At 73.2% G+C, this 12,371-nt stretch carries 9 protein-coding genes; 6 read left to right on the plus strand and 3 right to left on the minus strand.

The window, feature by feature from the left end:
* The first annotated feature begins 551 nt into the window (after nucleotides 1–551).
* The 5 genes from fusA to ACIBK1_RS08750 all read left to right on the plus strand — a co-directional run bounded on the left by fusA (nucleotide 552) and on the right by ACIBK1_RS08750 (nucleotide 6,885).
* Nucleotides 552–2,612 carry an elongation factor G gene (fusA, locus tag ACIBK1_RS08730; RefSeq protein ID WP_396733513.1) on the plus strand — a complete coding sequence of 687 codons (2,061 nt, stop codon included), beginning with the start codon at nucleotides 552–554 and terminating at the stop codon, nucleotides 2,610–2,612.
* A 144-nt stretch (nucleotides 2,613–2,756) separates the two neighbouring features.
* Nucleotides 2,757–3,299, plus strand: coding sequence for a PadR family transcriptional regulator (locus tag ACIBK1_RS08735; RefSeq protein ID WP_396733516.1), 543 nt, complete (start codon nucleotides 2,757–2,759; stop codon nucleotides 3,297–3,299).
* Nucleotides 3,296–4,201 (plus strand): ABC transporter ATP-binding protein, encoded by a 906-nt coding sequence (locus ACIBK1_RS08740; RefSeq protein ID WP_396733519.1) that lies wholly within the window; start codon nucleotides 3,296–3,298, stop codon nucleotides 4,199–4,201. Before ACIBK1_RS08735 ends, ACIBK1_RS08740 begins: the two co-directional genes overlap by 4 nt.
* A 2-nt stretch (nucleotides 4,202–4,203) precedes the next feature.
* The gene (locus tag ACIBK1_RS08745) at nucleotides 4,204–5,979 is read left to right on the plus strand and encodes an FtsX-like permease family protein (RefSeq protein WP_030505167.1); all 1,776 of its coding nucleotides are present in this window, start codon (nucleotides 4,204–4,206) and stop codon (nucleotides 5,977–5,979) included.
* 96 nt (nucleotides 5,980–6,075) lie between these two features.
* Nucleotides 6,076–6,885, plus strand: coding sequence for an alpha/beta hydrolase family protein (locus ACIBK1_RS08750; RefSeq protein ID WP_396733522.1), 810 nt, complete (start codon nucleotides 6,076–6,078; stop codon nucleotides 6,883–6,885).
* 75 nt (nucleotides 6,886–6,960) lie between these two features.
* Here ACIBK1_RS08750 and ACIBK1_RS08755 read toward each other — a convergent pair whose 3' ends face one another.
* Nucleotides 6,961–8,184 carry a saccharopine dehydrogenase family protein gene (locus ACIBK1_RS08755; RefSeq protein ID WP_030505169.1) on the minus strand — a complete coding sequence of 408 codons (1,224 nt, stop codon included), beginning with the start codon at nucleotides 8,182–8,184 and terminating at the stop codon, nucleotides 6,961–6,963.
* A 113-nt stretch (nucleotides 8,185–8,297) separates the two neighbouring features.
* On the opposite strand from ACIBK1_RS08755, the gene ACIBK1_RS08760 reads away from it, so the two are divergent.
* Entirely contained in the window at nucleotides 8,298–9,017 is a 720-nt protein-coding gene (locus ACIBK1_RS08760) for a TetR/AcrR family transcriptional regulator (protein ID WP_076433579.1), read from the plus strand.
* 36 nt (nucleotides 9,018–9,053) lie between these two features.
* Here the strand turns inward: ACIBK1_RS08760 and ACIBK1_RS08765 are convergent, their stop codons facing one another.
* Together ACIBK1_RS08765 and ACIBK1_RS08770 are read right to left on the minus strand one after the other, a co-directional pair.
* A complete protein-coding gene (locus tag ACIBK1_RS08765) occupies nucleotides 9,054–10,466 on the minus strand; it encodes a sensor histidine kinase (protein ID WP_051761100.1) in 1,413 nt (470 codons plus the stop codon).
* Nucleotides 10,463–11,491 (minus strand): sensor histidine kinase, encoded by a 1,029-nt coding sequence (locus ACIBK1_RS08770; RefSeq protein ID WP_396722326.1) that lies wholly within the window; start codon nucleotides 11,489–11,491, stop codon nucleotides 10,463–10,465. The genes ACIBK1_RS08765 and ACIBK1_RS08770 overlap by 4 nt, the downstream gene beginning before the upstream one ends.
* Between the last annotated feature and the right edge of the window lie 880 nt (nucleotides 11,492–12,371).

The raw sequence follows: 12,371 nt of genomic DNA on the forward strand, positions 1-12,371 counted from the left end.
CGTGCCGGAAAAACCCCTTTCCCGCCCGGGGCGGTTTCCGTACACTCGCCAATGATCACGCGCGCCGCCGCACCGCGACGCGCGCCTTGACCGAGAGAGAGGAGTTGACCATGCGCAAGCGCATCCCGGTCGTCGTCCTCCGGTCACGGCACGAGGTGATCCTGGTGTCTACGTCGCTTCCCGGTGCCCGCCGCGCGGCCGGCACCGGACGTTCCTGACGAACTCCGCACCCCTGCGAAGGACGGACCCCCGGCCCGGGGCCGCTCTCGAGCTGCACTGCAACCGCTCTGGAGCCGCTCCGGCCACGCCGAGGCCCGCACAGAGACCACGCGGAGACCACGCTGAGGCCGCGCTGGGCCGCTTCGAGGCTTTGAGGCCGCACGCAGGCTCGCGGTCCGGCTCCACGTGACCGCTCCGCCTGCCGTACGCCGGGATCCCCGGCGGTCCTCACATGGTCTCCCCCAGGGGTCGCGTCCGGCCCGAATCGGCCGGTTCCTCTCGTCAGGCCAATCGCGCCCGCCACCATAGGCACCTTCCCGAAGGGCATGGCCATGCGCGCCGACCTGAACCGCAATCACCTCGTCCCGCCGACCGGCATCCGCAACCTGGGCATCCTCGCCCACGTCGACGCGGGCAAGACCACCGTCACCGAACGAATCCTCTACCTCGCCGGCGCCGTCCACCGGCGCGGCGAGGTGCACGAGGGCACCACCGTCACCGATTTCGACCCCCTGGAGCGCGACCGTGGGATCACCATCTTCGCCGCCGCCGTGAGCTGCCTGTGGGACGGCCACCGGATCAACCTGATCGACACCCCCGGTCACGTGGACTTCTCCGACGAGGTGGAGCGGTCGCTGCGGGTGCTCGACGGCGCGGTCGCGGTGTTCGACGCCGTCGCCGGCGTCGAGCCGCAGACCGAGTCGGTGTGGCGGCAGGCAGACCGGTACGGCGTGCCGCGCATCGCGTTCGTCAACAAGATGGACCGCGCCGGGGCCGACCTCGACACGGCGGTCGAGTCGATCCGCCGGCGGCTGCGGGTCGTCCCGCTGGTCGTCCAGCTGCCCATCGGGCGGGAGGACGGGTTCGCCGGCGTGGTGGACCTGCTGCGGATGCGGGCGCTGGTGTGGGAGGCCGGCCGTGACACGGTCACCGAAGGCCCGGTGCCGGAGGCCCTCGCCGACGAGGCCCGCCGACGCCGCCGCCTGCTGGAGGAGACGGTGGCCGAGCTCCATCCGGCGGCGCTGGAGGAGTTCTGCGCCGGGCCGGAGATCTCGACGCCGACCCTGTCCGCCGCCCTGCGCGACCTGACCCTGCGTGGTGAGGCCGTGGTGGTGCTGTGCGGGTCGGCGTACCGCGACCGGGGCGTCGAACCGCTGCTGGACGCCGTCGTCGCCTACCTGCCCGCGCCGCCCGACGTGCCGCCCGTACGGGACGGGGCCGGGCAGGAGCGGCCCGCCGACCCGGCGGCGCCGTTCGCCGGGCTGGTCTTCAAGGTGCACGCCGCCCCCACCGGGCGGCTGACCTACCTGCGCGTGTACTCGGGGACGATCAGGAGAGGAGACGTCGTGCTGGACGCCGGCGCCCGGCGCACCGAGCGGATCGGACGCATCCTCCGGGTGCAGGCCGACCGGCAGACCGAGACGGACCGCGCCACGGCCGGGGACATCGTCGCGGTGGCCGGGGTCAAGGCCGCCCGCGCGGGAGCGACCCTCTGCGCTCCCGGGGCGCCGCTGGTGCTCGAACCGCCGGTCACGGCGTCGCCGGTGGTCTCCGTGGCCGTCGAGCCGCGCGGGAGCGGCGACGCCGACCGGCTCGCGACCGCGCTGGCCCGCATGGCCGACGAGGACCCCTCGCTGTCGGTCCGCACCGACCCCGAGACCGGCCAGACGCTGCTGTCGGGGATGGGCGAGCTGCACCTGGAGGTCGCGGTGGAGAGGCTCCGGCGCGACCACAGGCTCGACGTCGCCGTCGGACGGCCCCGGGTCGCCTACCGGGAGACGGTCGTCCGCGGGGTGTCCGGGCTGCTGTACCGGCACGTCAAGCAGGACGGCGGTGCCGGGCAGTTCGCACACGTCGTGCTCGACGTGGAACCGCTGGAGCACGACGCGGGCTTCGAGTTCCGGTCCACGGTCACCGGCGGCCGGGTGCCGCGCGAGTACGTCGGTGCGGTGGAGGCCGGCTGCCGGGACGCCCTCGCCGCGGGCCCGCTCGGAGGTCATCCGGTGACCGGCCTGCGGGTCACGCTGACCGACGGCGCGACCCACCCGAAGGACTCCTCGGAGATGGCGTTCCGCACGGCCGGGCGGCTCGCGCTGCGGGAGGCGCTGCGTGCCGCGGAGATGGCGCTGCTGGAACCGCTGGCCGAGGTCACGGTCACCGTGCCCGAGGACGCCGTCGGCGGGGTGCTGGGCGACCTCGCGGCCAGGCGCGGCCGGGTCACCGGTTCCGCGGCGCGGGCGGGCGCCGTCGTGGTCACCGCGACCGTGCCGCTGGCCGAGCTGTTCGGGTACGCGACCCGGCTGCGCGGCCGGACCCAGGGCAGGGGCTCCTTCACGAGCCGCCCCGCCGGCTACGCCCAGGTGACCGGCTCCGTCCCGGGTCTGACGCGGTAGGCCCCTCGCGGCGGCCCCGCCCGCGCCTCGGCGCGGGCGGGGCCGTTCCCGTTCCTCTCGCGAACCGGGTCCGGGTGCACGGGGCCGGTTGACGCCCTTTTGGCTAACCGCTATCTATTGAGGGGTCGCAGAGGAGGGTGGCCCGTGCAGGACGTGGTGCTGGCGCTGCTGACTAAAGAGCCGTCGCACGGCTACGACCTGCGCCAGCGGCTGGCGGCAGCGCTCGGACCGCTGGGGGACACGCTGAACGCGGGGCAGATCTATGTGACGCTCACGCGGCTGGAGAAGGCGGGCCTGGTCGTCCAGGAGCGCGAGGACGCGCCGGTGCGCGGCCCGCGGCGCAAGGTGTACGCGCTGACCGCGGCCGGGCAGGAGCGGGTGGCCGCGTGGATGGTCGAGAGCGCCGGGCCCAGAGCGGATGTGACGGAGTTCCATCTGAAGCTGGTGGCCGCCGCGGAGTCGGGCCTGGCCGACCCGCTCGCGCTCGTGGACGCGCGGCGGCGGGAGCTGATGCGCAGCCTCGCCGAGGCCCAGCGCGCCGCCCTCGCTCACGACACGGTCTCGGAGGCCGGACTGCTTCTGGAGGGCATCGCGCTCCGGCTGCAGGCCGATCTGCGCTGGTTGGAGGCGTGCGAGCGGACCTGGTCCGCCCGCGTCCCACGCGGGGAAGGCGAAGGAAACGGATGAAGACAGTCGTACCGAGGAGCAGGGGCAGGGGCAGGTCGTCGCGGAGTGAGACGGGCGACAGCCCGCGCTCGGGACCGGCCGGCCGCCGGCCCGCCGAGGCGGCCGGGCCGGCGTTGCGGGCGGTCGGCCTGACGCGCGTGTACGGGGCGGACGAGAGCCTGGTGTGGGCCGTCGACGGGGTCGACCTCGATGTCCCCGCGGGGCAGACGCTCGCCGTGACCGGGCCCAGCGGCTGCGGCAAGTCCACGCTGCTCCAGCTCCTCGGCGGGCTCGACCGGCCCAGTGAGGGCGAGGTGTGGCTCGGCGGCCTGCGCATCGACCACCTCGGCGAACGGGCGCTGGCCCGGCTGCGGCGCCGCTCCGTGGGGTTCGTCTTCCAGGCCTACCACCTGATGCACGAGCTGAGCGCGGCGCAGAACGTCGAGCTGCCCGCGCTGCTCGCCGGCGCCTCACCGCGGGCCGCCCGGCGCCGTGCCGCGGAGCTGCTCCAGCAGGTCGGGCTCGCCGGCCGCGCCCGGCATCTGCCCTCCGAGCTCTCCGGCGGGCAGCGGCAGCGGGTCGCGGTCGCCCGCGCCCTGGCCAACGATCCGCTGGTCGTCCTCGCCGACGAGCCCACCGGCAACCTCGACAGCGCCGCGACCCACGACATCCTCCGGCTCTTCGACGAGCTGCGCGCCGCCGGCCAGACCCTGGTCATGGTCACCCACGACGAGCGCGTGGCCGCCACCGCGGACCGCGTCGTCTCCATGCGCGACGGGACTGTGGCGGACGACACCCACCTGGACGGCGACGGCCGCGGCACGAGGCACACCCGCGGCCACGGCCACGGCGGCGGCCACAGCGGTGGCACAGGGCTCGGCGGCGGCACCGGGCTCGGCGCGCTGCTGCGCTGGGAGGACTGAGCATGGGACACCTGCTGCTGACCTGGCGTCTGATCCGGCACGACATGCGCCGCCGCCCCGGCGAGGCCCTCGTGTTCCTGATCGCCGTCACCCTCGCCATCGCCTCCCTGACGCTCGGACTGACGGCCCGCAACGCCCTGGCCACGGCGTACCTGAAGACCCGCGCGGCCACCGCCGGTCCCGACGTCACCGCCATCACGACGGACACGGACCCGTCCGGCCTGGCCGGACGTCTCGCGGACACGCCCGGCGTGGCCACGCAGGCCGACCCGATCTTCGCGTTCGACACCACCATCCGGGCACACGGCCAGGCCGCGCACTCCTCGGTCGAGGGACGTGACAACGCACCGTCCGCCGTGGACCGGCCGCTGGTGACCTCCGGGACCTGGGTGCGTCCCGGCGGCGCCGTGGTCGAGCGCGGCTTCGCGCAGGCACTCGGCGTGCGCGTCGGCGACCGCGTCACCATCGTCAAACGCAGCTATCCGGTCGTCGGGATCGCGATCAGCGCGGCCACCCCGGTGTATCCGTGGAGCGACTGGGCCCAGGGGCCCGGGCCGTCCGACTACGGCGGCAGGATCTGGCTCACCACGGCCGACGCCCACGCGGCGGCGGGCCACACCCCCGGTGTCCACCTGATCCACCTGAAGCTGACCGATCCCACGGATCCCCACCGGTGGAGCGCCACCGTGTTCACCGACGACCGCAGGGGCGACTCCTGGGTGAACACCCACAACTGGCAGACCGTCCTCACAACGGACGCCGTCATGATCAGGAACATGCAGCCCGCACTGGTCGTCGGCGGCTGGCTGCTCGCCGCGGCCGCGCTCGTCACCCTCGCCGCGCTCGCCACCGCGCGCACCGCCCGCGACAACCGGCGTGCCGCACTGCTCAAAGCCGTCGGCGCCGGCCCGGGCACCGTCACCGCCGTACTGCTGGCGCCGCACCTGCTGCTGACCTTCCTGTCCACCGCGCTCGGACTGACCGCGGGGACGCTGGCCGCGCCCCACCTGATCGATCCCAGCGCCGGGCTGCTCGACACCGCCGGCCCTCCGGACTCCGTCACCGTCTTCGCCGCGGTCTTCCTCGCCGTCGTGGTCGCCGTGACCGGTGCGCTCGGTCCCGCCGTACGCGCCGCCCGGGGCAGCACCGTCCAGACCCTGGCCGACCCGGCGCACACGCTCACGCGCCGCCCGCGCCTGAACGCCGTGACGGCCTACCTGCCCACCTCGCTGCTGCTCGGCGTCCGGCTGCTCGCCCGCCGGCCCGGCCGCGCCGTCCTGGCCTCCGCCGGCACGGCCGCCACCACCGTCATGGTCACCGCGCTGCTCACCTTCCACGCCGAACTCGACGCGACCCCCGCCGTCAGGCGGTTCGGCCCCCTCGAAGTGCGGACCGACCAGACCGGCCAGGTGCTGCTCGCCGTCACCTTCGCGCTGGTGGCGCTGTCCACGCTCAACACCGTGCTGCTCAGCTGGGGCACCGCCGTGCAGGCCCGGCGCGCCCTGACCATCACCCGTACCCTCGGCGCCACTCCCGGCCAGATCGTCGCCGCGCACTGCGTCACGCAGCTCCTGCCCGCGGCGCCCGGAGTGGCGGCGGGCATTCCGGTCGGGCTCGGCCTGTACTGGTTATTCGCCACACCGATCACGCCCCCGGGATCGTGGTTGCTCACCGCCGCGCTCGCCATCCTGCTGGCCGTCGCGGCGCTGACCGCGCTCCCCGCGTGGGCCCACACCCGCGTGCCCGCGGGGCGCGTCCTCACCATGGAAGCCGCGTGACCGCCCTCCGGTCCTCACCCGGCGGGCCCGGCGGCCACCGCGGCCGAATCCGGTAGCCTTAGATCGTACCGATCGGTTCGATCTATGCGAGGACGGATGACCCCCGAGATTCCCGCGGCCAACGCCGCCGTGACCTTCGACAGCGACGGCGAGACGCTGCTGGGCGTCCTTCACCTGCCGTCGGGGCCGGGGCCGCATCCGGTCGTCGTGCTGCTGCACGGCTTCCCCGGGCACGAGCGCAACTTCGACCTGGCCCAGCATCTGCGCCGCGCCGGGTACTCCGCCCTCGTCTTCCACTACCGCGGGTCCTGGGGCGTCGGCGGCTCCTGGTCGTGGGCCAGCGCACTGCAGGACGCCGCCCGCGTCGCGGCGGCCGTACGCGACCCGGGTTTCGCCGCCGCGCACCGCCTCGACCCGGACCGGCTGGCGCTGGCGGGGCACAGCTTCGGCGGCTTCGCCGCCCTGACGACCGCGGCGGGCGACCCGGGCGTCCGCGCCGTCGCGTCGGTGTCGGCGTTCGACTTCGGCTCTGTCGCGGCCGCGTGCCGGGAGGACGCGGCGCTCCGGGCGGCGTACGTCGAGGGGTTCGGCGACGACCTGCTCCCCCTGAGGGGGACCAGCGGCGCCGCGCTCGTGGACGAGATGGTCGCGGCGGGCGATGCGTGGCGCCTGTCCGCGCTCGCCCCGAAGCTCGCGGACCGGCCGGTCCTGCTCGTCGGCACGGCCGGGCGCGACACCGTCACCCCTGCCGCGGAGCACCACGATCCCGTGGTGGCCGCCTACACCGCTCATCCCGTGCCGCGTCTGGAGCATCGCGTGTTCGTCACCGACCACGCCCTCTCCGACCACCGCCTCGAACTCGCCGAGACCGTCCGCGATTTCCTCGACCGGCACGTCGGCCGCTGAAGGTCGGCGGTAGGCGGCCTTTCCGCGGGCTTCGCGCCGAGGGGGGCGGTGCGACGGGGAGAGCGAGCACGCCGCCTACTGCTCCCGCATGCCCCACGGGGTGCCGTACGCCGTGAGCAGGTCGAGGAACGGCCTGGGCGGCAGGGCTTCCGGGCCGAGGACGCCGGCGCCGGACCAGACGCCGGCGGCCATCAGTTCGAGGGCGACGACCGGGTTGACCGCGGTCTGCCACACCACCGCCTGGGAGCCGTACTCGCGCATGGACCACTGGTTGTCGACCACGTGGTAGAGGTAGACCTCGCGCGGGCTGCCGTCCTTGGCGCCCTTGACCCAGGTGCCGGCGCACGTCTTGCCGTGCATGCGGTCCCCCAGGGTCGCCGGGTCGGGCAGGCACGCCGCGACCACGTCGCGCGGGGACACCGTGGCGACGGCGCCGCCCTCGGCGGCGACCCGGACGGGCTCGGTGCGGTCCAGCCCCAGCAGGTGCAGGGTCCGCAGCGTGTCGATGAACTGGCCGCCCAGCCCATACTTGAAGGTCACCCGCTCGGCGTCGATCCAGCGGGGCACGAGCAGGACCTCCTCGTGCTCGACGTTGACGCACTCGACCGGACCGATGCCCTCGGGAAAGTCGAACACCTCCGGCTCGCTGAAGGGCGGGGTGGTGAACCAGCCCCGGCCGGCCTCGTAGACGACCGGCGGGTTGAGGCACTCCTCGATGGTGGTCCAGATGCTGAAGGAGGGCGCGAAGTCGTACCCGTCGACGGTGAGGTCGGCGCCGTCGCGGATGCCGACCTCGTCGATGTGGTCGAACAGCTCGTCGGCGGCGTATCGGGCGAAGACGTCCGACAGCCCCGGCTCCACCCCGATGCCGACCAGGGCCAGCCTGCCCGCCTTCTCCCATTCGGCGGCCATCTCGAACTGGGCGTCCCCCAGCTTGACCCCGCACGCCTCGTGCGGGCGCTCCGGATGCGGGCGCGACAGCGACATCGCCATGTCCAGGTAGTGCGCGCCGGCCGACAGCGCCGCCCGGAACAGCGGCATCACGAACCGCGGGTCGGTGGCGTTGAGCAGGACGTCGCAGCGGTGCTCGGCCAGCAGTGCCACCACCGCGGCCTCGTCGCCGGCGTCCACCCGCCGGGCGGCGAACCGGGCGCCCGCCTCCCCCAGCGCGGCGACGGCCGCCTCCGCGCGGGACAGGTCGTAGTCGGCGACGACCATGTGCTCGAAGAAGGACCGGCGGGCCGCGATCCGGGTGATCGCCGTACCCACGCCACCGGCGCCGACGAGCAGAACACGCATGACAAAGCTCCCTTTCCCGGACAAAGACCCCTTTGGTGTACACGATCCAACGTCAAAGCCGTACGACACGTCAATGGTGTTGGCATAAGATGGCGACGCAGGGAGGGAGCACCATGCCCAAACCGGTGGTTTCCGAGTCGGCGCGCCGACGGCGCCGCCCGACGAAGAACGGAGTCGTCCTCTCCGAGGACCTGATCGTGCGGACCGCGCTGCGCATGCTGCGTGAGCACGGCTCCGCCGGACTGTCCGTACGGCGGCTCGGCATCGCCCTGGGCGCCGACCCCAGCACGCTCTACCGCTACTTCGCCGGCATCGACGACCTGACCCTGGCCATCGGCGACCTGCTCATCGGCCGGGCCATGGACGGCTGGCACACCACCGGCGACTGGTGCGCCGACCTTCGCGAGCTGGGCCTGCGCATCCACGCGGCCTACCTCGAACACCCCCAGGCCGCGGTGCTGACCGCCAGCCGCATCAGCGGCAAGTCCCACGAGATCGCGGCCGACGAGGCGATCCTCGGGCTGCTGCGCGGCGCCGGTTTCCCCGACCGCGAGGCGGTCCGCGTCTACCACGCCTTCATCGACATGACGCTGGCCTTCGCCGCGCTGGACGCGGCGTCCCTCGCGCTGCCGGAGCGGGCACGCAGGGCGGACGAGGAGATGTGGCAGGCGACCTACGCCCGCCTGTCCCCCGCCACCCACCCCAGCATCGCGGCGGTCGCGCCCCTGCTGGTGGCCGACATGAACGACAGCGCCTACCCCACGGCGTTGGACATGCTGCTCACCAGCGCCGCGCGGGACCGCGAGAGGAACGGCTCCGCCCGCGGCGCATGAAGACGGGCAGGTAGGAGCGGCGAGGCGCGGCCCGCGTCAGGTGGCCGGGGCGTCCGTCTCCAACGTCACCGCCACCCCGGGCTGGGGGTCCAGCGGAAGGCGGACGACGAAGCAGGCGCCTTGATCGCTGTCCCTTATTGTCAGGGTGCCCTCGTGGCGTTCGGCGATCAGCCGGGCGATGGGGAGGCCGAGGCCGATTCCTCCGGCGTCCCTGCTGCGTGCGCTGTCCAGCCGCGCGAAGCGCTGGAACACCATCTCGCGCTGGTCGAGGGCGATCCCGGCGCCGTCGTCGAGGACCTCCAGTGCCGCGACGCCCTTCGCGAAGCGCGCGTCGCCGTCCTCGCGCCGGAGCGTGACCGTCACGGTCGAGGACGCGTGACGCTGGGCGTTCTGGATCAGGTTGCAGAGCAACTGCCGCAGCTGCGCCCGGTCGCCGTTGACGATCACCCCGGGTGTCAGCTGGAGGACGACCCTCCTGCTCACCTGATGGCTCTTCAGCTCCAGGGCGACGAGCTCGGCCAGGTCGACCGGCTGCCGCGGACACGAGGCGCCGGCGTCGAACCGGGTGAGCGTCAGCAGCCCGGTAGTGATCGACTGGAGACGCTCCACGCTCGGAAGGACGTCGTCGCACAGCTTGCTCAGGTCGACGTCTTCGGCCGCCAGGAGGGCGTCCTCCAGTTGGACGCGGATGGCGGTGATCGGGGTGCGGAGCTCGTGGGACGCATCGGCGCAGAAGCGCCGCTGCTGTTCGAGCATGTGCTCCAGCCGGTCCAGCGTCTCGTTCACGCTCCGGGCCAGCCGGTAGATCTCGTCCTTGACCTTGGGGACGGGGACCCGGCGGCCCAGGTTGGTGCTCCGGATGTGGTCGAGCTGGGCCCGGATGGCGTCCACGGGTCTGAGCGAGCTGCTGACGGTGTGCCGCGCCCCGTAGGCGACCGCCCCTGTGAAGAGGGACGTTCCCGCGACCAGGAGGGCCGCCAGACCCGGATAGACGAAGAACGGCAGCGTCGGCGCGGCGCTGTACACGGTCCAGTCGCCGTCGCGATACACCTGTTGCGCGACGACGATGTGGCAGCCGCCGGATGGCAGGACGGAATTGCAGACCACGGCGGTCGCCACCCGCCTGGGGCTTTTCGGCGTGAAATGCGCCATGAGCGGCCGGTGCTGCAAATCCCTGGTCGCGGCGACCACATGTCCCTGCGGGTCGACCACCTGGACGGGGCGGATCAGGTTCTGCGGGATCGGCGGCAGCGGATTGACGAGCCGGCCGTGGTCGACGTCGTACGCGGTCAATTCGCCGACCGCCATCACCTCTTTGGTGAGGTTCCCGGTGGCCATCTTGTTGAGGGCGAACAACAGGACGATGGAGAACGCGATGCAGAGCATGCTGACCGCGACGGTGACGAACAGCGCCACACGGGCGCGGATCGAACAGTTTTCCAGCTTCATGACGACCCCGTCTCAGTCGGCCGGACTCGGGGCAGCCGCAGGACGAAACGCGCCCCGCCGACTGTGCTTTCTTCGACGCTGAGGGTCCCCTGATGCGCCTGGGCGATGTCGCGGGCGATGGCCAGGCCCAGCCCGGTGCCGTGGCGGTCGAGCCGGCGGGCGTCGTCCAACCGGGTGAAGCGCTGGAACACCCGCTCGCGGTCGGCCTCGGCGATCCCCTGCCCGTCGTCGCTGACCGCGACCTCGACCGCGGTGGGCTCGGCCCGCACCTCGACGCACACCACACGCCTGGAGTGCCTCTGCGCGTTGTTCAGCAGGTTGGCGAGCAGCCGGCTGATCTGGGACGGCACGGCGGTGACGGTGGCCCCGTGGGTGATGCGGAGCCGCACCGGGTGCCGATCCGCACGTTGCGCGATCTCGGCCTTGACCAGGGCCGCGAGGTCGACCTGCCGCCACTCGGCGGGTGGGCAGTGGGGCAGGCGAGCGAGGCCGAGGATGTCCTCGGTGATCGTCTGAAGCCGGTCAACCTGACCCAGCGTCGTCTCCAGCAGCGTCGGCAGCGGCACCGAGCCGGGATCCTGCTGTGCCGCTTCCAGCTGCACCCGCAGCCCGGTGATGGGAGTGCGCAGTTCGTGGGCGACGTCCGACGCGAACTGCCGTTGGCGACGGGCGAGCTCCTCGAGCTCTTCCTTGGCCTTCTGCACCCGCCCCAGAACCTGGTTGATCGTACGGCTCAACCGGGTGATCTCCTGCGCCCTACTCGGCACCGAGATGCCGGCGGCCAGATGAGCGAAGTCGATCCGGGAGAGCTCGGCGCCCACCTTCTCCAGGGGGCGCAGCAGCCGTCCGCCCACCTTCCAGGTGACCCAGGCGTTCAGGACGATCAGCTCGGCGGTCTCGAGCGACACGAGCAGCGGGAGACCGGGCCGCGCGAGGCCCAGCAGCGACTGCACCGTCTCGACGACCACCCGGGATCCGGCGGGGACGGCAGCGGTATACGCCGCCATGGGCCGGGGGGTGGCCATGCGCGGCCCGAGGTTCCTCGCAGGGGCCCGGGGTGGCCTTCCCCAGACGGCGGCACCCTCTCGCCCATGGCCGTGCGCCGGCAGGCGACCCGCGGCGCGCGCCGGAGCGGTCCTGCACGTATCACACGACCGTGTAACGGTCGCGGCCCTGGCCAGAAGGTACATCCCCCCTCCCGCCGGGAGGAGGGTGAGGACGGTCATGACGGTGGCCAGCAGGGTCATCTGCCCCCGGATCGAACGAGGCGCCCAGCGCCACCACAGGGCCCGCCACCACAGGGCCCCCCACCACAGGGCCCGCCGCCGCCGGTCCGGACGCCGGTAGCCGTTCTCACGCCCCCTCGAGCGTGGGGCCGTCGAGCCTGGTGACGACGCCCGGGCGGGACCGGAGGTCTGGTGCGCGTGCTTGGTGAGGGCGTGGCCGGCGGAGCCGCTTGCGGGGGCCCGTTGCTGCGGCCGGCCGGCCTTCTGGGGGCGGCGGGGGTCCCGAAACCGGGATCCGTGTTCGTCGCTCTCCGCGCGAGAGGCCCTCGCGTGGTCCGTCCTGTCGCTCGTCTTCAGTGCGTGCCAGGCGGCCGTCGACGGGCCGCCGTTCAGCACGTGTGCGAGGCCCTTGGCGGCGGCTATCCACGTGAGCAGCGTGAACAGCGGCCACATGAGTATCAGGAATTCATCGGTCAGGTCCACCATCGCCATCCTTTCGAAATAGGAATTCGAGGGATGCCAGGCTCCTGAGAGCACTGGGGAGGCGTGACGCGTCGTCCGCTGCGCATGTTTCCGGTACCGCTCAGTCGTGGGCGTCCTTCCGCGTCAGCTCATCAGCAGCGAATGAGGTGACTAATACGATCCTGAACGCCGGGCACGCGTGCCGTATCACACATGT

This window comes from Microbispora rosea, assembly GCF_044460045.1.
GTDB lineage: Bacteria > Actinomycetota > Actinomycetes > Streptosporangiales > Streptosporangiaceae > Microbispora > Microbispora rosea.